Raw genomic sequence first — 24,201 nt, 5'->3', positions numbered from 1 at the left:
GTATGAATCTAACAGAAGCTTTACGCCTAATGAAAGAAAAAGGATACAAACATACTGGAAAAAGAGAAGAGATGCTCAGATTATTTGCAGCACATAATCGTTATTTAACTGCGAAAGACGTTTTAGAGCATATGAAAGACGATTATCCAGGGCTTAGTTTTGATACGATTTATCGTAACTTAACAGTTTTTGCTGAGATTGGTGTTTTAGAACAAACGGAATTAAATGGTGAAAAACATTTTCGTTTTACTTGTTCTATTATGGAACATCATCATCATTTTATTTGTTTGGATTGTGGGGGGACGAAAGAGATTACTTCCTGCCCAATGGATTTTATGAATAAAGATTTTACTGGTTATGAAGTAACGGGTCATAAGTTTGAAATATATGGTCGTTGTCCAAAATGTGCAAAGTAAAAGCTCGTCGGTTATATAACTGACGAGCTTTTTTACGTAGAAAAGAAGGTTGCTCACAAATATTGTGGCAACCTTCTTTTTATTGTTCTTGTGTCTCTTTTTCTTTTTCTCGTTCAGCAGCCATTTCAGCAGCAATTACGTCGATTTCTTTTTTCAGTTCTTCTACCATTGTTTCTTCTGGTACTTTACGAACGACTTGCCCTTTACGGAATAATAATCCCTCTCCACGTGCACCGGCAATACCGATATCAGCTTCACGAGCTTCACCAGGACCATTTACAGCGCAACCAAGTACTGCAACTTTAATTGGTACTTGAAGTGTAGAGATGTATTCTTCTACTTCGTTAGCGATGCTAATTAAATCGATTTCAATACGACCACAAGTTGGACAAGAGATAAGTGTTGCTGCGTTAGACGCAAGACCGAATGATTTTAATAGTTCACGAGCAACTTTTACTTCTTCAACTGGATCAGCACTTAATGAAATACGCAGTGTATTTCCGATGCCTTTACTTAAGATTGCTCCAAGACCAGCGGCACTTTTTACAGTTCCAGCAAACAATGTTCCGGATTCTGTAATACCTAAATGTAATGGGTAATCAAAAGCGCGAGCAGCTTTCTCGTATGCTTCGATTGCTAAGTTAACATCAGAGGCTTTCATAGATACGATAATATCGTGGAAATCTAAGTCCTCTAAAATTTTAATATGATGTAGCGCACTCTCAACCATACCATCAGCAGTTGGGTATCCATACTTTTCTAAAATGTGACGCTCTAATGAACCAGCGTTTACACCGATACGGATTGGAATACCGCGCTCTTTTGCTGCATTTACAACAGCTTCTACTTTATGGCGACGACCAATATTACCTGGATTGATACGTACTTTATCAATGCCACCTTCGATTGCTTTTAAAGCAAGGCGATAATCAAAATGAATATCAGCAACAAGTGGAATGTTGATTTGTTTTTTTATATCAGCAATAGCATTAGCTGCGCGTTCATCTGGAACGGCAACACGGACGACTTGACAGCCAGCTTCTTCTAAACGCTTGATTTCGGCAACTGTTGCTTCAACATCATGTGTTTTTGTTGTTGTCATACTTTGTATAATTAATTCATTATTACCGCCAATTGTTAAATTACCGACTTTAACTGGACGTGTTTTTGTACGATGAGTCATTTCATTCACGAATAGATCGCTCTCCTTATAAAAGAAGTTTCTTATTTAGTCCCTCATATCAATGATAGTATACGTGATATAGGGCTATAGAAACCGAAGTACTCGGTTTCACTTTTACTATTGTATCAGCGCCTTTATGTAATTGACAAGGATTAAGTGATAGCTTATTGATATAACGGGAATTTATAAGACTTTCCAATTTGTATTTTTGTAGCAGATGTACTTTTGTTTAATTGTTTAAAGTCGTCAATGACTTTTTCTATGGAAGGAATTTTTTTCTTGTTAATTTGTTCTGTAATAGAAAGAACTGTCTCACCAGTTTTTACTTCAATTGTTTTATAAGATACATCCGTTTCTTTTTCTGTTTTGTTCTCTTTATTTTGTTGGTTGTCTGTATTTTCTTTTTTAATCGTTTGGGCAGCAGTTGTTTTTTTATATGAACTTAACATCGGTAAAGTACCGATTTTTATATCGTAATAAAATATATAACCGAGAACAAGCACGAATAGGAATATACCTAACCTCTTCATATTCTTCACTCCTTTGCTAGGAATATATGCTTGTCCAAAAAAAAAATGCCTATTTAGGCATTTTTTTCGTTCTTATTTTTCTTTCGGTCTTGGAACTTCTTTAATTGTTAAGTACAGAACGATTAAAACAACAGCGATATAAATGAACGTTGCCCCAGGTACGACGATTTTGAATAAATCCATAATCATGAAGAAAATGGTTGGGATTGTGTAACTGTACGCAGTCAGTGTCCAAACTTGTTTATAGGATAATTTACGTTGACCGCTCATGGCAGAACCGATGAAGGCCAGTAAAGTTACTCCTACAAAAGTGATAAATAGTTGGAATAGGTACACTAAAAATCCGATGACAAATAGTAAAATTGGGTAAATATTATCGAATAAAGAAATGAATTCTTGTAGATCTTTTTTCTCAAGAGATGCACCTAACAAATCGTTATAAGAATACGTTTGTGTTTGACCATTTCCCATAGAGACTACTTTATCTTTTAAAACAAATAAACCTGTTTTATTTTGATATTTTTCTAGGTCTGTTGAATTTGGATCAAATACGAAAAGTGCATTTCCTTCTTCTTTTTCAATAGGTTGATCAATATCGGCTTTTAGTTCGCCATTTTCAATTTTAAAATCAGGTAAATCTTTATCGATGACTTGATTTACCATGTTTACACTATCTTGGATAAAGCTACCGTACAAGAAAGTTCTTGGAATAGTAGTAATTAAGCAAAGTAGCATAATATACAAAATGGTTTTACCGATTTTTTGAAAACGGAATAGCGCCATATCTTTAGGCGAGTATATGCTTTTTACGAATTGGGTAAATATGGACATAGATTCACTTCCTTTATGTATGTATAGAATCATTGTAACGTAGGAATCTAGAGAATCTCAAGATATATTATATTTACATATAGTGGAGATAACTAAATTTCTTTTTATTAACTTTCTTCTTTTAAATGAGAAAAATACAATTGACACTTTTCTTTTCTATATGGTAAATTTATCTTACATTTCTTAAACGATATATCCGATAGGAATTCCTTTATTTGATATGTTGTGACATACATAATTGTGGACCCTTAGCTCAGCTGGTTAGAGCAGACGGCTCATAACCGTCCGGTCGTAGGTTCGAGTCCTACAGGGTCCATATCCATTTCGCATGTTTATATGTTAGCAGGAAGCTTCCTTGTAGAAGGAAGCTTTTTTTACGGAATATATGAGCATTTTAATTGAAAAGAAGTGGGAATTTTGCTACTTTAATGATAGCAAGACAATGTGATTTATTTGTTTGCACCCTATGGCAATTAGGGTAGAATGAAGTTGTATGTCACTTAAGTGGCAATACATAAACTGGGAGGAATATAACAATGGCAAAACACGAATTACCAAATTTACCTTATGCGTATGATGCTTTAGAGCCTCACTTTGACAAAGAAACAATGAACATCCATCATACAAAACATCACAACACTTACATTACAAACTTAAACGCTGCTTTAGAAGGTCATGCAGAATTAGCTGACAAAAGCGTAGAAGAGTTAGTTGCAAACTTAAACGAAGTACCAGAAGCAATCCGTACAGCAGTACGTAACAATGGTGGCGGACATGCTAACCATACATTCTTCTGGACAATCCTATCTCCAAACGGCGGAGGACAACCTGTAGGTGAACTTGCAACTGCAATTGAAGCAAAATTCGGTAGCTTCGATGCATTCAAAGAAGAATTCGCAAAAGCTGGCGCAACTCGCTTCGGTTCTGGTTGGGCTTGGTTAGTAGTAAACAATGGTGAGCTAGAAGTAACAAGCACTCCAAACCAAGATTCTCCTTTAACTGAAGGTAAAACGCCAGTTATCGGTTTAGATGTTTGGGAGCATGCTTACTACTTAAACTACCAAAACCGTCGTCCAGACTACATCGGTGCATTCTGGAACGTTGTAGATTGGAACGCTGCTGAAAAACGTTACCAAGAAGCAAAATAATTGTAATAAATATAGAAAAAAGCTAGGGGAGAACCCCTAGCTTTTTTCTATGCTTTCCTTTTACATAATTGGGCTTGTCTTTGGAAGACTAGAACATGAAGTAAAGGAGAGTTGTGTATGAAGTGGAAACATATAATTGGTGACGTTGAAGTGAATCGGGATTTAGTGTTATTGCTCCTTATAGGAGGTTTATACACGCTCGCAATTTCTTTATCGAATACGTTTGTAAATATTTATTTATGGAAACAAACACAAAATTATGTGAATCTTGGCTTGTATAATTTGGCCAGCGTTATATTACAGCCTCTCACATTTCTTGTAGGGGGAAAATTAGCGAAACGTATCGATCGCTCGATTTTATTACGAATAGGAGTAGGAACGCTCGCAATTTTTTTTATTGTTGTCTTAGTAGCGGGGAAAAGTGCTTCTCAGTATATTTTATTAATGGGGGCTCTTTTAGGAGTAGGATACGGTTTTTACTGGTTGGCTTTTAACTTATTGACATTTGAAATTACAGAACCAGAAACAAGAGATTTCTTTAATGGGTTTCTTGGACTTCTTACATCCTTCTCTGGGATGATCGGACCAATAGCAGCAGGATACACAATTTCACGTATGGAGAAATGGAGTGGTTATACTGTTATATTCTTTCTTTCATTAGTTCTATTTGCAATTGCTGTCGTCTTAAGCTTCTTTTTATCTAAAAGAGAATGTGAAGGGCGTTATGAAATCGTGCAAGTATTGAAAGAACGACGGATTGATAAAAACTGGGGAAAGATTACACGAGCTCATTTTTTCCAAGGATTGAGAGAAGGAACGTTTATTTTTGTCATTTCAGTATATGTTTATTTAGCAACTAATAGTGAGTTCGCATTAGGGAAATATAGTTTAGTGAACTCTGCTGTATCCTTTGTATGTTATTACTTAGTTGCTCGTATGTTAAAGAAGGAGTGGCGAAAAAAAGCAATTTTACTTGGAGGCATTATTTTATATGCTGTCGTCTTTTTAGTTATTTTCAATGTTACATACACGAAATTACTTATTTATGCGGCATGTATTGCGATTGCATATCCTATTTTACTTGTTCCGTATGGATCAATGACATATGACGTAATTGGTAGAGCGAAAAATGCGAGAGAATGGCGTGTGGAATATGTCGTTGTTCGGGAGCTGTGGTTAAACGCCGGAAGAATCTGTTCCATTTTAAGTTTTTTATGTGCTGTACTATTCTTTCCACCTGAAAAAAGTTTACCTTACTTATTATGTATTTTAGGTGCTGGACATTTTCTTATTTATTTTGCAGTTAAAAATGTCAAATATGATGAGGGAAATGCGAGTAAAACAAGTGTTGTAACGCAAGGAAACGCGCAAAACCAAACTGAACCAGAAGGTTAACTTCTCGTTTGTTTTATGCTAGAATAGAAAAAGATGTAAGACAGCAGTGAGGACACCTGTATGAAGGTGTCCCTTTCACATTACATAGCTGTTGGTAGAGGGGGTTTGTATGAGCAAGAAGCAGAAGCAAAATAAGAAAAAGACCCACGTTCCTTTTCGGTTAAACGTGCTGTTTTTCTGCGTGTTTTTAATGTTCTCCGCGGTTATTGTAAGGCTCGGATATGTACAAATTGTTCGCGGTGAAGAATATAAGAATGAAGTGGAGAAGAAAGAAAACTCAACGATAAGTAATCCTGTACCGCGTGGGAAAATATTTGACCGTTATGGGCGACCTGTAGTAGATAATGCAGCCATTCGTACTATTACATTTACAAAAATGAAAGGATCAACTGCAGAGGATCGCTTAGAAACAGCGAAAAAGCTAGCAGATTTGATTGAAGTACCGACAGATAAATTAACAGATCGCGATAAAAAAGATTATTGGCTTGCTATGCATAAAGAGGAAGCTAAAGAAAAAATTACGAATAAAGATCGTCAAGAGTTTAAAGATAAAAAAATTGATGATAAAGAATTAGACGAGCGTCAGCGCAGTCGTGTAACAGAAGAAGAGATTAATCAATTATCCGCAAAAGATCTAGAAATACTAGCGATTAAGAGTAAGATGGATGGCGGATATGCAATGACACCTCAAGTTATTAAAAAGGATGCTACAGAAAAGGAATATTCGATTATTAGTGAAAACCTAGCAGCATTACCAGGTGTAGATACAAATGTTGATTGGGATCGAAAATATACGTACGATGATTTATTCCGAAGTGTACTTGGTGGGGTGTCGACATCTGATGAAGGCTTACCGAGAGAAAGACTAGATTACTATCTTGTCCGTGATTATAATCGGAATGATCGAGTAGGCAAAAGTTATCTTGAACAACAGTATGAAGATAGCCTGCACGGTACGAAAGCAGAAGTTAGAAATGTTACAGATAAAAACGGTAATATTTTAGAAACGATTAATGTATCAAAAGGGCAAAGTGGTAATGACCTGAACTTAACAATTGATATGGAATTACAAAAGCGTGTGGAAGATATTCTTGCGAAGAATTTAATGAGATTTAAAGGAAGCGAACCTCTTTTAGATCGCGCATTCGTTGTAATGATGAATCCGAAAAATGGTGAAGTTTTATCCATGGCTGGGAAACAATTAGTTAATGAAGATGGTCAAACGAAAGTAAATGACTTTGCATTAGGTACCATGACAAGTTCTTATCCGATGGGGTCAACTGTAAAAGGTGCAACAGTACTTACTGGATATCAAACTGGTGCGATTCAACCAGGGGCAGTACAATTGGATGAACCAATTAAATTAAAAGGTACACCTACGAAGTCGTCTTGGAAAACGATGGGATATATTAATGACCTTACAGCTTTAAAAATGTCTTCTAACGTTTATATGTTTAAAACAGCGATGAATATCGCTGGTGTTCAATATGTGAGAGGTGGTACGTTAGATATACCTCAAAAAGCATTTGATACGATGCGTTATTATTTCGGACAGTTTGGACTTGGTGTAAAAACAGGAATTGATTTACCGAATGAATCTGCTGGTCAGATGGGTAGAAGTAGTCAACCAGGTTTCTTACTAGATTTATCAATTGGACAGTATGATACGTATACACCGCTTCAATTAGCGCAATATATTTCGACGATTGCCAATGGCGGATATCGTATGCAACCACAAGTTGTAAAAGAAATTCGTCAACCGGCAGTGAAACCAGATGAGGTTGGGAAAGTTGTTCAATCTATGGAACCGAAAGTATTAAATCGTGTTGATATGCCAGAATCGCAAATTAAACGTGTTCAAGAAGGATTTAGACAAGTGTATAATGATTCAGGTGGTACAGCTACCAAATACTTTACAGGTGCAAAATATAAAGCGGCAGGGAAGACAGGTACCGCGCAAACTGTGTATGGCGGAGATAAAGAGATTGGTAGAAAAGCAAACGGTGAACGTGTGGAAACATATAACTTAACATTAGTAGGTTATGCGCCACTTGAAGATCCAGAAGTAGCATTCTCTGTTGTCGTTCCATGGGTACATGATGATAAGACTGGTATTAATGGATATATTGGTCGTGAAATTATGGACGCCTACTTTGATTTAAAAAACCAAGAAGTAAATGGTGAAGCTCCAAAAGATGATAAAAACAATAAAAATAAAGATCAAGATGATGAATAAAAAAATTTTTAAAAAGCACACTATCTGAAAAGATAGTGTGCTTTTTTTTATGGTTTATGCATATCGTGTAATAAATGTGGACAAGTATACAATATTGGGAAACACGCGGCCTTATAAATAATACTTGTATATGATGAGATAGGGGATAACTGTTTTATAGGGAAATTATCAGAGAAAATGAATAACTACTACCGATTAAAATTGTATCCCGCTATTAACGGGCAGTAAGACCCCCATCTCAAAATTCAGCGAAAGTAAAAAAGTTAGGTGGGGGTCGGGCTGTCCGTAAAAGCCCGATTGGTGAGGGCTGATTAAAGTTTCATTTTATCGTATGTTGATTTTTGTGGAACTTTACAAAACTTTTACAAACAATTAAAACCGAATTAATAGTTTAGCAGTATTCTTATATCTGTAATCCTGTTATTTCCGGTTACTTCTAGGAGGAAGAACACGTGAAATGGATGCGTACACCGATTATAATTTTCGTACTATCGATATGGTTCCTCTGTTTTGAAATGTCTACTGCATTTGCTTTAAATGATATGGGAGAAGTGAGAGTTGATGGATCCTCAACGGTTTTTCCTATTATAGAAGCAGTAGCGGAGGAATATACAAAGGTGCATCCAGACGTGAAAATTTCCATCAGTGTTTCTGGAACTGGAGGAGGATTTAATCGTTTCAGTAAAGGAGAAGTAGATATAAATAATGCTTCGAGAGTAATGAAACAAGTCGAGAAAAATGAGATGAAGAAAAACTCTATTCAGTTCACACCTTTTGAGGTCGCTAACGATGGTCTTACAATCGTTGTGAATCGGCACAATACATGGGTAGACGATATGTCAGTAGACGAGTTACGTTTACTGTGGAGTGAAAATGGAAGAGAGAAGCGATGGTCACAAATTCATTCAACATGGCCACGTGAACAAGTGAAGTTTTATGCACCAGGCGTAGACTCTGGTACTTATGATTATTTTCAAAATGTCATCTTACAAAATCATCGCATTGTAAAAAAGGTCTCTTTGTCTGAAGATGATCAAGTTATTATGCAAGGGGTAATGAATGATAAACATGCCATTGCTTTTGTAGGATATGCTTATTATATGGCTAATCGAGATAAGGTGAAAGCAATAAAAGTGAATGGTGTATTTCCGACGAAAGAGACCATTCAGTCAGGTAAGTATAAGCCGTTATCTAGGCCGCTACTTACTTATGTGAATAATGCATCTATCCGAAATAAAATGAATGTAGCAAACTATGTTGAGTTTATGATTCAGCATGTTGGTAACCTCGCTGAAGAGGTCGGGTATGTAAAATTACGAAAAGAAAAATACAATGAACAGCTGCGTATGTTAACAGAAATAAAAAGGTAATGTCAGGGTGGAAAGGGGTTTTCATCTTTGGCTCATAATGACAAAAGTCAAATTACATTTTCTGTACAACATTTGATTGAAAGAAATACAAAACAAAGAAAAAAAACGCAGCGAATCAATCGAATAATGCCTTTGTTACTAAAAATAATTGCTAGCGTTTCTATTGCTACGACACTTGGAATTGTTTTTACGCTCTCTAATGAAACAATCATGTTTTTTCAAAAAATATCATTGTACTCCTTTTTGACGGAGAAAGAATGGTTACCGTTTTTTGAAAATCCTAAATTCGGTATATTACCACTTATATGTGGAACGTTCCTTGTAACAGCAATCGCTATGTTTGTAGCAATTCCTATTGGTTTAGCGTGTGCCGTATTTTTAAGCGAATATGCTTCAAATAGTGCACGGAAAATATTAAAGCCGATGTTAGAGCTATTAGCAGGTATCCCGACAATTGTATATGGTTTTTTTGCATTAACAATTGTTACGCCGCTTTTACAAAGGGTTATACCAGATTTACAATTTTTTAATGCGATTAGCCCAGGAATCGTTATCGGATTTATGATGATGCCTACAGTTGCATCTTTATCTGAAGACGCGATGAGAGCTGTGGCGAAAGGGACGAAAGAAGCTTCATTAGCACTGGGAGCGACGCGGTTTGAAATGGTAAAACAAGTGGTGTTTCCGTCCGCTTTTACAGGGATTATGGCAGCAATTATATTAGCGGCTTCGCGTGCAATTGGTGAAACGATGATTGTTGTAATTGCGGCAGGATCCACACCAAATGTATCGCTTGATCCGACACATTCTATTCAAACGTTAACAGCCTATATTGTGCAAGTAAGTTTAGGTGATGCTCCGCATGGAACGATTACGTATTACAGCATGTATGCTGTAGGTGCAACATTATTTTTGTTTACTTTTATTATGAACATCATTTCGCAGTCAATTATGCGCCGTTTTAGGAGGATGACATAATATGCGGATGTTGAATCATAAAAAAATACAAAAAAACATGGCATCACGCTTTTTAAAAGATCGAATTTACAAATTGTTATTTTATATAGCGATTTTATTTTCAATCGTAATTTTGTTTGTGTTACTGTTTCAAATTGTTGAAAAAGGTATAAGCTATCTTTCAATAGATTTCTTTACAAATTTCGCTTCACGTAATCCGAAAGAAGCTGGTATTGCTGCAGCTTTGTCAGGGACAATATTATTTATGAGTATTGTTATACCTGTTTCTTTTATATTTGGAGTTGGAACAGCCCTTTATTTAGAGCAATATGCGAAGGAATCTCTATTTAAAAAAATAGTAGAGATTAATAATCAAACGTTAGCAGGAGTACCATCCGTTGTATTTGGATTGCTTGGTTTAACTATTTTTGTATATGCTCTTCATTTAGGAGAGAGTATAGTTGCAGCAGCACTGACGATGAGTTTACTCGTCTTACCAACAGTTGTTGTGGCGAGTCAAGAAGCAATCCGATCAGTACCAAGTGCATTATTAGAGGGTTCTTACGGATTAGGTGCTACGAAGTGGCAAACGATGTATCAAATTGTATTGCCATATGCTTTCCCGGGGATTATAACGGGCTGTACGTTAGCGATATCAAGAGCAATTGGAGAAGCAGCACCACTATTAGTTATTGGGGCACTTGCGTTTGCAAATTATGTTCCATTTAGTATGTTTGATAGATTTACAGTTTTACCAATTCAAATTTTTAATTGGATGAGTAGGCCACAAGAAGAATTTCAGTATGTAGCAGCAGCTGGGATGATTGTTTTGTTAGGTTTGTTGCTATTTATCAATATATTTGTTTTATGGTTACGAAATCGAAAATAAGTTGGAAGTGGATGAAAGGGGAATTCAAATGGTAGCAACAGTAGTAAATGTACAGGTGAAAAACGAAGAGAAAATCGAGACTGCGCCAAAGAAAGTAGTATTTGATACGAAAAACTTAAATTTATGGTATGGGGAAGACCATGCTTTAAAAGATATTAATTTAAGTATTCATGAGAATGAAGTTACAGCAATTATCGGTCCAAGTGGCTGTGGTAAATCAACGTACTTAAAAACGTTAAATCGCATGGTAGAGTTAGTACCGATCGTTCGAACTACAGGTGTAATTGAATATAGAGAACGCAATATATTTGATAAATCATATCCAGTTGAAGAATTAAGAACGCACGTAGGAATGGTGTTCCAAAAGCCAAATCCATTTCCAAAATCTATTTATGAGAATGTAGCATACGGTCCAAAAATCCATGGTATTCGTGATAAAAAGACATTAGATGAAATTGTTGAGAAAAGTTTACGCGGAGCAGCAATTTGGGATGAATTAAAAGATCGCTTGCACGATAATGCATACGGTTTATCTGGTGGACAGCAACAGCGTCTATGCATCGCACGTTGCTTAGCTATTGAGCCAGACGTTATTTTAATGGATGAGCCAACATCGGCACTAGATCCAATTTCAACATTAAAAGTAGAAGAATTAATTCAAGAGTTAAAGAAAGACTTTAGTATTGTTATCGTAACGCATAATATGCAACAAGCAGCGCGTATTTCAGACAAAACTGCTTTCTTCTTAAGCGGGGAAGTTGTGGAGTATACAGATACAAACAAATTATTTACGACGCCTTCAGATAAGCGTACAGAAGATTATATTACAGGTCGCTTTGGTTGATATCGTTGCAAAGCTAAGAGAAAATGCCCTCTTAACAGAGGGTATTTCTTATTTTTATCTCACTTTAATAGGGAAGTAATACCTTCTCTTTATCTTAAGGTTTATTACAAGCGTAAGAGGTTATGTAGGAGATTTATCCCGCTATTTGCGGGCAGTAAGACCCCACCTCAAAATTCAGCAAAAGCAAAGAAGTTAGGTGGGCGGGCGGCCTGTAAAAGCCCGATTGATGAGGGGTGATTAAAGTTTCACTTTGTATATAATGGCACATAATATTGAGGGGGAAGAAAAAATGGTAAGAGAACAGTTTCAAGGTGATTTAAAAGTGTTACAGCAAAAGGTGATTGAGCTTGGCGAATTAGCAAATGCGGCTTTATTGATTGCTATGGAAGGTCTGCATACAAGGGATGTAGAGAAAGCGTTAGAGGTCATTGATGGTGATTACCGTATGGATAATTTAGAAGAGGAAATAAACGATCTTGCGCTTATGCTCATTACGAAGCAGCAACCTGTAGCAAGTGACTTAAGAAGGATCTTTATTTCAATTAAAACAGCGACAGATTTAGAGCGTATTGCAGATCATGCTGTTAATATTGCAAAGGCTACAATTCGTCTTGGGGAAAAAGAAGTGGCTGTTAGTTTGCACAACCTGGATGAAATGTTTGCGGTTGCAAATAAGATGTTGCATTTAGCGTTAGAAGCATATGAACAAGAAAATTTAACTTTCGCGAAACAAATTGCTGAAATGGATGATTCCGTTGATGAAATATATGGAAAAGCAATTCGTGAGTTTATATCTTCAGTTCCGGAACAACCAGAAGCAATTACGCAAATTACACAATTATCATTTGTGGCGAGATATATTGAGCGTGTAGCAGACCATATTACAAATATTGCTGAAAATGTCTTTTATTTAGTAAAAGGAAAGCATTATTTATTGAATGAGTAGGAATGAAAGTAGGTGATGAGAAATCACCTGCTTTTTTTAGTCAAAACATGACAAAAAAAGCTCGTTGTTTCCTTGAGTTTATGATGATAAGATGTATCATAATGTAATGGGAAAATTAGTATATATATTGTTCGTTAATAAGTATTATTTATCAATTAATAGTAAGCGCTTTCTTGTCGTTTTAAACGTACGTTTTTATAGGTGGGAAATTTAATTATAGGGTCTTTTAAATGAGGATTCGTTTAACTAATCAAGTTTATGCTGCTAGTTCATGTGGGATAGAGAATATACATATGGTATATGGAGCTACTGAACATTATATAAGTGGAGGCTGAAGTATATGAAGGGGGTTATTTTAGCTGGAGGAAAAGGAAGACGCCTTAGACCATTAACATGTAATACTCCAAAGCCGATGTTACCATTATTAGAAAAACCAGTTTTAGAATACAATATTGAGTTATTACGCCAGCATGGTATTCGTGAAATTGCAATTACTGTTCAATATATGAGTACGACGATTAAGCGATATTTTGGTGATGGTAGTAAATGGGGAGTTAACTTGTATTATTTTGAAGACTCTCCTCCGCTTGGTACAGCAGGGAGTATTAAACAAGCAGAACAATTTTTAGATGAAACATTTGTTGTAATAAGCGGGGATGCATTAACTGACTTTCAATTATCAGAAGGAATTAGGTTTCATGAACAAAAGAAAAGAATGGTAACAATGTTTGTGAAAGAAGTAGAAAATCCACTCTCATTTGGATTGGTTGTAATGAATAAAGACCAGGAGGTTACACGATATATAGAAAAGCCGGGCTGGAATGAGGTAGTATCTAATGTTGTGAATACAGGCATATATATTATGGAGCCAGAAATCTTTTCTTACATACCGCCTAGACAATTTTTTGATTTCAGTCATGATGTGTTTCCGTTATTGGCAAACAAAAATGTGTTATTCGCATATTTGTCAGAAGGTTATTGGTTAGATATTGGCACATTTAATCAATATCGACAAGCACAATTTGATTTGTTAACGAAAAAGTTACAAGTACCTATTCCTTATACGGAAGTATTACCGATGGTATGGATGGGAGAAGGGGTGACGATTGGGAAAGGGACAAAAATTCATGGCCCCTCTTTCATTGGAGAAGGAGCAAAGATTGGTACAGGAGCTGTAATTGAGCCATATTCTATTATCGGAAAAAATAGTATCGTTTCAAATTATTCTCATCTTCAAAAAAGTATTGTTTTTGCAAATGCCCATATTGGAAAGTATTGTGAACTATTAGAAACGACAATAGGAGAGCGTACAATAGTTGAAGATGACGTTACACTGTTTCAAAAAAGCATTGTAGCGGATCACTGTCATATCGGGAGAAGTACGATAATTAAGCAAAAAGGAAAACTATGGCCTTATAAGGCTATTGATAGTCATTCGATAGTAGGAGCGGCTGGTATTCAAGAGAGTGAAATGAGTGCAGGGTGGTTACAAAAAAGCCGCATTGTAGGAAGAGGGAATGTTGAAATTACTCCCCAGTTTATCGTGAAGATTGCGATGGCGTATGGCTCTCTTTTTACAAAAGGAGAAAGTATATTAATTGGAAGTCAAGAAAATATAGAAACAACCTCTTATAAAAATTTATTTTTACATGCTATTCATGGTATAGGGATTCATACGATGGAATGCAAAGAAATGAACGAGTCACTTTTTCAATATAGTGTTCATCATTTGCAATGTGCAGGTGGGGTTTTCATTCAAGTGGAAAATGAGAATGAGATTGTTATAAAGTTGTATGGTCAAGCTGGCATGCCGTTAACGTATAAGCAGCAAAAAGAGATAGAACAAGTATATATGTCCGAATTGTTTTATTACGTGCATGAGAAAGAGATGGGGCGAAATAAGCTGGTTCATGTTTCTATGAATGAGTATATAGAAGTTATATTGGGGCATATTGATATCGAGAAAATACAGATGCAGAAGTTTCATCTTCTTATTAATAAGAGAAATGATACGTTGCAACATTTACTTATGCTCTTTTTACAAAGACTTGGTTGTACAGTTACATGGATTTATGCAAGCGAACAAAAAGATCATGTGAAAGCTTTGATGAAATCAAGTAAAGCGAATATGGCTCTTATGTTTTCTGAGCAAGGAAATCATTTCGAGTTATATGATAAACATAGTAATATTTACCAGGTTACAGATTTGGAAGAGGTAGATATTCCAGATTTCTTACTCGAATCGACAGGAAATATTTACCCAATGTCTTTGAAATTAGGAGAATGTTATCTTCTGTTTTATACGCAGGATGAAAGAAAGTCGTTTCAAGTAAGGTGGAAGCGAGATATTTTATATCGGATTGGAAAATTATTTGAGCTAATAGCATTGCAAGGAAAAACGTTTCTCAGCATAGTAGAGCAATCACCTCCGCTCTATTTACTTTATGATGAAGTGGTATGTTCATGGAATGAAAAAGGGAAAATTATGAGGAAATTATTGGATGATATAGAAAGGAAGGGAGAAGGTATATTTGAAGGAGTACAGTTCAAATATACTGAAAAAGAGTGGTCTTATATCGTTTCTGACACAAAACAACCAAAATTTTTAGTGTATTCACATGCTAGAAACCCAGTAATAGCAAGGGAAAACATGAAAAATCTTATAGAAAAAATTAGACAATATCAAAAGGTGTAGAATTTTTATTTTAAAAGTGGTATTATAGTATAGTCTGATTTAAGTTATTAGTACTGGAGGGAAATAAGAATGCGTGTGAATATTACTCTAGCATGTACAGAATGCGGAGATCGTAACTATATCTCAAAGAAAAATAAACGTAACAACGCTGAGCGTATCGAGCTTAAAAAGTATTGCAAGCGTGACAAGAAGTCTACGTTACACCGTGAAACAAAGTAAGCAGTAGGAATATTTTCCTACTGTTTCTTTTTTTATTCGATTCCTATGTTAAAAGTGATACACTATCATCATAGAGTAAAGTGTCACTGTAAGGAGGAGAATGTGTGAAAGAAGAGAAAGTGCGTTTGCGTAAACAAATAATAGAACACATGAATTCTTTATCAGAAGAACAATATACAACTTTATCAGAACAGATTGCATTTTCGTTGTATGCGCAAAAAGAGTGGGTTGAAGCTAAAACAATTGGAATTACTCTCTCAATGGAAAATGAAGTGAATACATATCCTATTATCGAAAAAGCTTGGGAAGAAGGAAAGAAAGTTGTAGTTCCTAAGTGTAATAAAGGAACAAGAACGATGTCCTTCCGGAAAATTAGTGATTTTGATCAATTAGAAACGGTGTATATGAACTTACGTGAACCGATTCCGGGACTTACGGAAGAAGTGAATGTGGATGAAATTGATCTTCAAATTGTGCCAGGCGTAGCTTATACAGAGCGAGGAGAGCGGATTGGATACGGCGGGGGCTATTATGATCGTTATCTCGTGCATTATAAAGGGAAAACGCTATCATTAGCATATGATTTTCAAATGGTAAAACACATTCCGGTAGAGCCATTTGATAAAAATATAGAAAAAATTATTACAGAAAAAGGAACAATGCTTATAAACGAGCTTGTATAGACAAATAAAAATTGACGAGACTTTTTCTTCTTGATTATAATAAAATATGTGAACGTTTTCTTATTATAATTTTTTATAGTAAGTGAGCATAGAGGGTGATGAAATGGTATCTATTTATGATATTCAGCAATTGCTAAAGAAATTTGGTACGATTATTTATACGGGAGATCGAATTGCAGATTTACAATTAATGCAAGATGAATTGCGTGAATTAAATCAATCACAGTTAATCGATCCACAAGACTATCAAACAGCTTTATTTTTATTGAAGCAAGAAATTCAAAAAGAGCTAAATAAGAATTAGATAAAGGTAGGTAAGCAACATGGAAGAGAAATGGTTAGTTGGTGTTGACCTTGGTGGTACAACGATTAAATTAGCATTTATTAATGTATACGGTGAAATTTTACATAAGTGGGAAATCCCTACGAATACAGGTGAGCAAGGAAAACATATTACACTTGATGTTGCGAAAGCAATTGATAAAAAGCTAGAAGAATTAGGCGAATTGAAGAGCAAGTTAATTGGTATTGGTATGGGAGCTCCTGGTCCTGTACATGTGGCATCTGGAATGATTTATGAAGCGGTTAATTTAGGGTGGAAAAACTATCCGCTAAAAGATTTATTAGAAGTAGAAACAGGATTACCTGTTGTTATTGATAATGATGCAAACTTAGCAGCGCTTGGTGAAATGTGGAAAGGTGCTGGTGAAGGTGCAAAAGATTTAATCTGTATGACACTTGGTACAGGCGTTGGTGGTGGTGTAATCGCCAATGGTGAGATTGTACACGGCGTGAGTGGTGCTGCCGGTGAGATTGGACATATTACAGTAGTTACAGAAAATGCTTTCCCATGTAATTGCGGGAAGTCTGGTTGCTTAGAAACAGTAGCATCTGCGACAGGTATTGTACGTGTTGCTATGCAAAAAATACAAGAGACTAATAAAGAGAGCATGTTGCGTTCTATGTTAGCTGAAGAAGGACGTATTACATCAAAAGATGTCTTTGAAGCACTTGGACAAGGCGATGAATTAGCAGGCGAAGTAGTAGAAAAAGTAGCTTCTTATTTAGGATTAGCTGTAGCGAACCTTTCTAGTACGTTGAACCCAGAGAAAATTGTTATTGGTGGAGGCGTGTCTAAAGCTGGAGATGCGCTATTAGAACCAATTCAACGCTATTTCGAGCAATACGCTTTCTCACGTGCTGTAAAGAGCACGAAGTTAGCTATTGCAACACTTGGTAATGATGCAGGTGTTATCGGAGGAGCTTGGCTTGTAAAAAAGCACAAATACGAAGCGAAGATGATATAAGTTGTGAAATATGAAAAGAGGAAGGGGAAACCCTTCCTCTTTTTGTGTGAAATCTTGATGAAGAATAAAGTGTAAACGAATTAAGCTGTTGGTGGATACCCGTTATATAGAACAGTCATGATCGTAAACCATCCGAAAACGAGTACAGTTGCAATTGCAAAGCCGCTCGCGAAAAAGTTTTTTTCACGAAGTGTTCTAAGCGTAGCAAATACAGCTAACAGAGTGACAAGTGTAAAAATAATAACAAGGCCCATGCAATATCCTCCTCTGTCTACCCATTTCTTATTATGAGTTTTTGGAATATTTACTCTTTTATATTGTACATGTTTTAAAAATGATTGTCGAGAGAGCATCCTTTCTTTTCCTAAGAGAAAGAAATGTTGTATCATTAAAAGTAAGTTTAATAACTGGAGGAGATTTTCATATGAAATGGATACAAATGCCGTTAGGCCCATTACAAACAAATGCTTATATTTTAATGAACGATCAAAAAGAGTGCATTATCTTTGACCCTGGTCACGAAGGTGAAAAGCTCGTTACATATTTACAAGAAGAACAATTAAAACCATTGGCTGTTTTATTAACGCATGCTCACTTTGATCATATCGGTGCTGTTGATGCGGTAAGAGACGCTTTTCATATTCCTGTATACGTACATAAAGAAGAAGCAGATTGGTTAGGAGATGCAACTGTAAACGGCTCTCAAATTTTTATGATGAACCGCAGTATTACAGCAAAACCAGCGGATCATATTATTGATGCAGAAGGTACATTAACAATTGGATCATTTAATTTTGAAATTTTTGAGACGCCAGGACATTCTCCTGGAAGTATTTCTTATTATAGTAAAGAGGCGAATGCTGTGTTCTCAGGAGATGTATTGTTCCAAATGAGCATTGGAAGAACAGATTTACCTGGTGGAAGTTTTGCTGAATTAATTGGAAGTATTGAAGAGAAATTATTTGTATTACCAGATGAAACAGCGGTGTTATGTGGACATGGTCCAGAAACAAGCATTGGTTTTGAAAAAGAAAATAATCCGTTTTTACAATAAGGAGTCATTATGGGAATGGAGCTCATTTTAAGAGAATGGATGGGGAAAGAAAAGGATTATTCAATTTCATATAGTACGTATATGAACCTTGTATTATATACAGAAGATCATGGATATTATATGAAAGAACGTGAAAAGATTGGAAGACAAGGGGATTTTTTTACAAGTAGCAACGTTTCCTCTGTTTTTGCAAAAACTTTTGCTAAACTTTTTATTCGTCTTGTTGAAAATGGTGAAGTTGCTCCGAATATTTGTGAGGTTGGCGGGGGAACAGGAAAGTTTGCCTATGATGTTTTACAAGAATGGAAGCAATTATCTCCAAAAACCTTTATTGATTTAAACTATTCAATGATTGAAGTGAGCCCTTTTCATAGAAAATTACAGCAGGAGCACCTTGGCTCATTTTCTAATGTATCGTACTATACGTCTTATAGTGAAATGGGAGATTCTTTCGAGGGAATTCTTTTTTCAAATGAGTTGTTTGATGCATTTCCTGTTGAAATAATTGAGAAAAGAAATGGTATGTTGTATGAAGTACGTATTACATATACAGAGGAAGGAAAACTTTCAGAAGTATGTAGGCCGTTAGATAAAAGAATTGGTCGCTATTTATTGAAATATAATATTCATATTGCTGAAGGGCAACGTTTTGAAGTACCAATTGTGATGGAGGAGTATATAAAAGAAATTGCGAAATGGTTTCAAAAAGGTATATGTATTACAGTTGATTACGGATACACAAAAGAAGAATGGATGCATCCAGCACACCGTGAAGGAAGTTTACGAGGTTATTATCAGCATAATCTAATACGTAACCCACTAGCGTATCCAGGTGAAATGGATCTTACTACTCATATTCATTGGGACGAGCTAAAGGAGATGTTTAGTCTGCAAGGAATGAGTGCAGTATGGCATAAGAAACAATCTGAGTTTTTGTTAGCGGCAGGAATATTAGAACAGCTTACGAATCATCAAGATACAAATCCTTTTTCTGAAACGCAAAAACAAAATCGAGCAGTTCGTTCTATGATTTTGAATGGAGGAGTAGGGAGTGCGTTTGATGTTGTTATACATACAAAAGATATGCAACATTTACATTTGGAGCGGTATGTAACAATATAAAAAAACAAGACACAGTATATACTGTGTCTTGTTTTTTAATACGACTTATGTAGTATTATATATTTCCTCTCATGATATATATTTATATTAAAGATATGAGATAAAAAATATAGAATACGTTCTTTTTCTTCGATTATTAGTCCCTAACCTAATAATACGCGAACGAGTTGAATTATTGTTTCGTTCTCTACCTTGTAATAAATTTCCAAACCTTTTCTTTCACTAGAAACGATTTTAGCGCTTTTTAATTTTGCTAAATGCTGTGAAATTGTAGATTGTGGCATGTTTAAGCCAGTATACATTGTAGAAACGTTGCTTGGACCGCGCTCGATTAATCCTTTTACGATACATAAACGAACAGGATGAGCTAGTACTTTTAATAATTCTGCATTACTTTCATATAGTTCTAATTCTTTTTGAAAGGTTTCTAACATGTTCTTTTCCACCTCCGTGTGAGCTATTATACCATACTATACATACCAAAAATTTAAAGAAAAGAAAATAGTTGTTGCAGAAAAAAAGTCCTAAAGTAAAGAAATTGTAAGAAAAGAGACCCTGATGTAAATAAAATAGATAAATTAGCATGTTTTTGTAAAATGACATTTTTGGGTGAAAATTTCGATGTGTTTTAAAAATTGAAAGATATAGATATATTTGTAACACAATTTTATCATGAATTTCTTATTCTTTCAAATGAATATACGAAATTTTTAAAATAATATGACAAAGGAATTATAATGATATATATATAGAATATAAAACAGGTTAAAAGAAAAGAAGCTGAATGTAATTCGCTTCTTTATGGTGATAATGAAATATTTGATTACGGCTGATAAATCTTAGGGTAATCAAGTCATTAGTCATTTATTCTAAAATTCATCTTTTAGCAACGTTAAAAATCTGGTATTCCATATGTTCTCGTAAAAATCAATTGTCTCTTTTGCGGACATAAAAGGATTATTCAACGTAGAGGTTGTTTTCTGTACCATAAAGTTTTCGTATCCTAGTCCGTGGGCAAACTTAATCGTAGCATCCATACAGTACTCTGTTTGGGCACCACAAAATTCAATGCGCTTTACAGATAATTGATCTAAAATTTCTTTTAAGTTTGTTTTATAAAATGAATTTGCATGTGTTTTTCTTACAAAAAAATCTTGTTCTTGAACATCTAGAATGGTATGAATAGCCCAAAGTTCTTTCTCGGGTACTAAATCATCATCACAATGTTGAACAAAAAGGATTGGTTTATTTAATTTTCTGTATGAAGAAATTCTTTTATTTACTTTTGTTAGTAAGTTCTGTAAATCAAATAAATGCTCTCCGCCATAACATACGCCATTTTGTAAATCGATAACGATTAAAATATCTGCACAAGTATCCATTATTTTTACCCCTTTTTATTTCTTAATATATCAATTAATCCATTATTTAGAAATAGATTATATACTTTTATTTTTTTGACTATAAGAAAAGAAAAAATTCAAATGAATATAACTAAATCGCATAAAAAGAAGATATGAAAACCTATTCTCATATCTTCTTTTTTCTCTATGCATTTACAGGTTCTTCTACATAAGAAAGGGCATTTTCAAAATCGGATATTAAATCGTCAACATTTTCGAGACCAACTGATAACCGAAGTAATGAATTAGAGATTCCTCTTTCATCACGAGCTTCTTGCGACAGTGCTGCATGTGACATTTTAGCTGGATAGGAAAGAATTGACTCGACAGCTCCTAAACTAACTGCAAAAACAGGTAATTTTACTTTTGATAAAAATTGGCGGAGTGCATCTTCTGATTGCAAAGTAAATGATAAGACTGCTCCAGCTGATGTCGCTTGAGATTGTTGAATATCAAATCCGAGATGTGTTTGTAATCCCGGATAATAGACATTTTGTACTTTAACGTGCTCTTGTAAATAATGTGCAATTTTATTGGCATTTTTAGCTGAATGCTCGAGGCGTACATGCAATGTTTTTAGACCGCGAAGTACGAGAGAACAATCGTGAGGCCCTAAAATAGCACCGAATGCATTTTGTAAAAATCCAAGCTTTTGAGCGAGTTCTGCATCTTTTACGACTGCTAATCCGGCAGTAACATCACTATGACCAGCAATAAATTTTGTAGCACTATGAAGAACGACATCAGCTCCAAGTTCAAGTGGTTTTTGGAATAGTGGTGTCAAAAATGTATTATCAACAAAAGTAAGAGCGCCAATAGATTTTGCGAGTTTAGAAACCTCGCGAATATCTGTCACTTTTAAAAGTGGGTTAGAAGGTGTTTCTACATAAAAGAGCTTTGTATTTGGTTTAATGTTTTGTTTTATTTCTTCTAAATTGGTCATATCAACAAATGTATGTGAAACACCGTAACGGGAGAGTACTTCAGTTATCACTCGGTAAGTGCCTCCATATACATCTTCTGAAATGAGAACGTGATCCCCTTGTGAAAGAAGAAGAAATGCAGTGGAAATCGCTGCAATGCCTGATGCAAAGGCGAACCCCTTTGTTCCGCCCTCTAATAAAGCGATGATATCTTCAAGAGCTTCACGAGTTGGATTTCCTGACCTGCTATAGTCATATTTTCCGAACGTATCTACATCAAACTGGTGAAAAGTTGATGTGTTATAAATAGGAACGTTCACAGCGCCTGTTTGTGAGTCATGTTTATATTGGTTGTGTAGTAAGAGTGTATCTATAGAATAACTCATATTCTTACACCTTCTTTTACGAGTTTAATGGCTTGCTTTAAGTCTTGAATTAAATCGTTACTATTTTCAATGCCAACGGAGAATCGAAGAAGACGATTACATACACCGTTTGCTGTTCTAATTTCTTCAGGAATATCAGCATGTGTCTGCGTTGCTGGATAAGTCATTAAACTTTCTACACCACCGAGACTTTCGGCAAATGTAATTAAGGATAAAGATTGTAAGAATGGATTGATCCAAGCTTCATCTTTAAGGCGGAATGAAATCATGCCGCCTCTTCCTGGATAAAATACATCTGTCACCCCGTCTTCATCATTTAAATACGCAACAACTGCTTTCGCATTTTCTTCATGTTGTCTCATGCGAAGCGCTAACGTTTTCATACCGCGAATTAATAACCATGAGTCAAATGGGCTTAAGACCGCACCTGATGCATTATGATAATGGGCGATTTCCTCACAAAGTTCCTTTCCTTTTGCAACGACAAGTCCGCTTAGTACATCGTTATGCCCCCCTAAATATTTCGTTGCGCTATGAAGTACAATGTCGGCACCTTCTGTTAATGGTTGCTGTATATAAGGTGTGTAGAATGTGTTGTCTACAATAAGAAGTAGTCCGTGCCTTTTCGCTACAGTTGCGACAGCAGCAATATCAGTAACTTGCATTAATGGATTAGTTGGAGTTTCTATGAAAATAGCCTTCGTTTCAGTTGTGATAGCTTGCTCAATTTGTTTAATAGACTGTGTATTTACGTATCTACATCGAACATTCCACTTTTTTTCATGTTCAGAAAATAATCGATACGTTCCCCCGTATAGATCTTCAGATACAATAAGTTCGTCTCCAGAGCGGAATAGAGAAAGGACGAGGAGAACAGCTGCCATCCCTGAACTACAGGCATAACCTTGTTCGCCATATTCTAAGTCTGCGATCGCCTGTTCTAAAAGATCGCGAGTTGGATTGCCAGTTCGTGAATAGTCAAAGCCAGTAGATTTACCAATTCCTTCGTGACGATAAGCGGTTGAGAAATAAACTGGTGGATTAACCGTTCCTGTTGTAGTTTCACTGCGATTGCCGATTTGTGCTAGCTTTGTTTCGATTGTTGACATGTGAAAATTCCTCCTTTTTAAATTGAAACATTAACTGAATATAAAATAAAAAAAGCCTTCTAAGAAGAAGGCTTTCGGTTTGAATAGAGTCTTCTTCTCATCTGTCAAATCTTTCACAATTTGCTGGAATTAGCACCTTATTAACAAAATGTTAATGGTTGCTGAGGCGTCACAGGGCCAGTCCCTCTACCTCTCTAGATAAGAATGTTCGTATGAAATTTTTATTATGTTTTTAACTTTACAACAAAAGATAATTGAATTGCAACTCTATTTTAAATAATTTTTATTTTTCCGCAAGTGTCATTGACTTTTACTTTTGTGCATGCTAAATTTATTAAAAAATTAACAAACATTGTTAAAAGGGGAACGCATTTCCTTTTAGCTACATAAATAAAATAATAAAGACAACTCTTATTGAGAGCGGTGGAGGGAAAGGCCCTGTGAAACCCGGCAACCTTCAAACGAAATGTTTGAAACGGTGCTAATACCTGCAAAACGAATGTTTTGCATAATAAGAGGAGGAACGATTATGTCCCCCTCTTCAAAGTGAAGAGG

24 protein-coding genes, 1 tRNA gene and 2 riboswitches are annotated in these 24,201 nt (G+C 35.4%); of the genes, 17 read left to right on the top strand and 8 right to left on the bottom strand.

Annotated features, from left to right (window positions below):
• The first annotated feature begins 2 nt into the window (after positions 1-2).
• Complete coding sequence (locus tag AC241_RS21230; protein ID WP_001054516.1) at positions 3-416, top strand: Fur family transcriptional regulator; 414 nt, start codon at positions 3-5, stop codon at positions 414-416.
• 79 nt (positions 417-495) lie between these two features.
• On the opposite strand, the gene ispG is transcribed toward AC241_RS21230, so the two are convergent.
• From ispG to yqgB, 3 genes are all read right to left on the bottom strand, one after another.
• Positions 496-1,599, bottom strand: coding sequence for a flavodoxin-dependent (E)-4-hydroxy-3-methylbut-2-enyl-diphosphate synthase (ispG, locus tag AC241_RS21225; RefSeq protein WP_161114734.1), 1,104 nt, complete (start codon positions 1,597-1,599; stop codon positions 496-498).
• A gap of 164 nt (positions 1,600-1,763) precedes the next feature.
• Positions 1,764-2,129, bottom strand: coding sequence for a protein YqfZ (gene yqfZ, locus AC241_RS21220; RefSeq protein ID WP_016080270.1), 366 nt, complete (start codon positions 2,127-2,129; stop codon positions 1,764-1,766).
• Between the two features lie 72 nt (positions 2,130-2,201).
• Positions 2,202-2,960, bottom strand: coding sequence for a protein YqgB (gene yqgB / locus AC241_RS21215; protein WP_050844524.1), 759 nt, complete (start codon positions 2,958-2,960; stop codon positions 2,202-2,204).
• Positions 2,961-3,202: 242 nt separating this feature from the next.
• Here yqgB and AC241_RS21210 point away from each other — a divergent pair.
• The 14 genes from AC241_RS21210 to glcK all read left to right on the top strand — a co-directional run bounded on the left by AC241_RS21210 (position 3,203) and on the right by glcK (position 17,649).
• Positions 3,203-3,276 (top strand) — tRNA-Ile (locus AC241_RS21210).
• Between the two features lie 220 nt (positions 3,277-3,496).
• Positions 3,497-4,108: a superoxide dismutase [Mn] gene (gene sodA, locus AC241_RS21205; protein ID WP_001052031.1), complete on the top strand. Its 612-nt coding sequence runs from the start codon at positions 3,497-3,499 to the stop codon at positions 4,106-4,108.
• A 117-nt stretch (positions 4,109-4,225) separates the two neighbouring features.
• The gene (locus tag AC241_RS21200) at positions 4,226-5,503 is read left to right on the top strand and encodes an MFS transporter (RefSeq protein WP_023523062.1); all 1,278 of its coding nucleotides are present in this window, start codon (positions 4,226-4,228) and stop codon (positions 5,501-5,503) included.
• Between the two features lie 109 nt (positions 5,504-5,612).
• Entirely contained in the window at positions 5,613-7,739 is a 2,127-nt protein-coding gene (locus tag AC241_RS21195) for a peptidoglycan D,D-transpeptidase FtsI family protein (protein ID WP_016080272.1), read from the top strand.
• Positions 7,740-8,200: 461 nt separating this feature from the next.
• The gene (locus tag AC241_RS21190; protein WP_263480289.1) at positions 8,201-9,109 is read left to right on the top strand and encodes a PstS family phosphate ABC transporter substrate-binding protein; all 909 of its coding nucleotides are present in this window, start codon (positions 8,201-8,203) and stop codon (positions 9,107-9,109) included.
• A 27-nt stretch (positions 9,110-9,136) separates the two neighbouring features.
• On the top strand, positions 9,137-10,087 hold the full coding sequence (pstC, locus tag AC241_RS21185) for a phosphate ABC transporter permease subunit PstC (protein ID WP_029443310.1): 951 nt from the start codon (positions 9,137-9,139) through the stop codon (positions 10,085-10,087).
• 1 nt (position 10,088) lies between these two features.
• Positions 10,089-10,955, top strand: coding sequence for a phosphate ABC transporter permease PstA (gene pstA / locus AC241_RS21180; RefSeq protein WP_029443309.1), 867 nt, complete (start codon positions 10,089-10,091; stop codon positions 10,953-10,955).
• A 28-nt stretch (positions 10,956-10,983) separates the two neighbouring features.
• Positions 10,984-11,799: a phosphate ABC transporter ATP-binding protein gene (gene pstB, locus AC241_RS21175; RefSeq protein WP_000226681.1), complete on the top strand. Its 816-nt coding sequence runs from the start codon at positions 10,984-10,986 to the stop codon at positions 11,797-11,799.
• Positions 11,800-12,088: 289 nt separating this feature from the next.
• Complete coding sequence (phoU, locus tag AC241_RS21170; protein ID WP_000251246.1) at positions 12,089-12,745, top strand: phosphate signaling complex protein PhoU; 657 nt, start codon at positions 12,089-12,091, stop codon at positions 12,743-12,745.
• Positions 12,746-13,085: 340 nt separating this feature from the next.
• Positions 13,086-15,440, top strand: a complete 2,355-nt coding sequence (locus AC241_RS21165; RefSeq protein WP_050844523.1) for a sugar phosphate nucleotidyltransferase — start codon at positions 13,086-13,088, stop codon at positions 15,438-15,440.
• Positions 15,441-15,509: 69 nt separating this feature from the next.
• A complete protein-coding gene (gene rpmG / locus AC241_RS21160; RefSeq protein ID WP_001265616.1) occupies positions 15,510-15,659 on the top strand; it encodes a 50S ribosomal protein L33 in 150 nt (49 codons plus the stop codon).
• 104 nt (positions 15,660-15,763) lie between these two features.
• Complete coding sequence (locus AC241_RS21155) at positions 15,764-16,342, top strand: 5-formyltetrahydrofolate cyclo-ligase (protein ID WP_050844522.1); 579 nt, start codon at positions 15,764-15,766, stop codon at positions 16,340-16,342.
• Between the two features lie 103 nt (positions 16,343-16,445).
• Positions 16,446-16,646, top strand: a complete 201-nt coding sequence (locus tag AC241_RS21150) for a YqgQ family protein (RefSeq protein ID WP_000253699.1) — start codon at positions 16,446-16,448, stop codon at positions 16,644-16,646.
• 19 nt (positions 16,647-16,665) lie between these two features.
• Positions 16,666-17,649 carry a glucokinase gene (glcK, locus tag AC241_RS21145; protein WP_000391701.1) on the top strand — a complete coding sequence of 328 codons (984 nt, stop codon included), beginning with the start codon at positions 16,666-16,668 and terminating at the stop codon, positions 17,647-17,649.
• Between the two features lie 80 nt (positions 17,650-17,729).
• Here the strand turns inward: glcK and AC241_RS21140 are convergent, their stop codons facing one another.
• Positions 17,730-17,903: a DUF2759 domain-containing protein gene (locus tag AC241_RS21140; RefSeq protein WP_029443307.1), complete on the bottom strand. Its 174-nt coding sequence runs from the start codon at positions 17,901-17,903 to the stop codon at positions 17,730-17,732.
• 170 nt (positions 17,904-18,073) lie between these two features.
• On the opposite strand from AC241_RS21140, the gene AC241_RS21135 reads away from it, so the two are divergent.
• Together AC241_RS21135 and AC241_RS21130 are read left to right on the top strand one after the other, a co-directional pair.
• Entirely contained in the window at positions 18,074-18,703 is a 630-nt protein-coding gene (locus tag AC241_RS21135; protein WP_000871225.1) for an MBL fold metallo-hydrolase, read from the top strand.
• A 9-nt stretch (positions 18,704-18,712) separates the two neighbouring features.
• Complete coding sequence (locus tag AC241_RS21130) at positions 18,713-19,825, top strand: class I SAM-dependent methyltransferase (RefSeq protein ID WP_043936269.1); 1,113 nt, start codon at positions 18,713-18,715, stop codon at positions 19,823-19,825.
• A gap of 143 nt (positions 19,826-19,968) precedes the next feature.
• Here the strand turns inward: AC241_RS21130 and AC241_RS21125 are convergent, their stop codons facing one another.
• The 4 genes from AC241_RS21125 to metI all read right to left on the bottom strand — a co-directional run bounded on the left by AC241_RS21125 (position 19,969) and on the right by metI (position 23,646).
• Entirely contained in the window at positions 19,969-20,259 is a 291-nt protein-coding gene (locus AC241_RS21125; protein WP_000894377.1) for an ArsR/SmtB family transcription factor, read from the bottom strand.
• A gap of 435 nt (positions 20,260-20,694) precedes the next feature.
• Positions 20,695-21,207, bottom strand: coding sequence for a cysteine hydrolase family protein (locus tag AC241_RS21120; RefSeq protein WP_043936271.1), 513 nt, complete (start codon positions 21,205-21,207; stop codon positions 20,695-20,697).
• Positions 21,208-21,373: 166 nt separating this feature from the next.
• Positions 21,374-22,537: a cystathionine beta-lyase gene (gene metC, locus AC241_RS21115; protein WP_016080280.1), complete on the bottom strand. Its 1,164-nt coding sequence runs from the start codon at positions 22,535-22,537 to the stop codon at positions 21,374-21,376.
• Positions 22,534-23,646 (bottom strand): cystathionine gamma-synthase/O-acetylhomoserine thiolyase, encoded by a 1,113-nt coding sequence (gene metI, locus AC241_RS21110; protein WP_050844521.1) that lies wholly within the window; start codon positions 23,644-23,646, stop codon positions 22,534-22,536. The genes metC and metI overlap by 4 nt, the downstream gene beginning before the upstream one ends.
• Before the next feature lie 94 nt (positions 23,647-23,740).
• A riboswitch (SAM riboswitch) is annotated at positions 23,741-23,851 on the bottom strand.
• Positions 23,852-24,054: 203 nt separating this feature from the next.
• Positions 24,055-24,164, top strand: a riboswitch (SAM riboswitch).
• The last annotated feature ends 37 nt before the right edge of the window (positions 24,165-24,201 follow it).

The organism is Bacillus thuringiensis, from assembly GCF_001182785.1.
GTDB lineage: Bacteria > Bacillota > Bacilli > Bacillales > Bacillaceae_G > Bacillus_A > Bacillus_A thuringiensis_S.
Note: the sequence above shows the minus strand (reverse complement) of the source record. Positions and strands in the feature narration are given on the sequence as shown.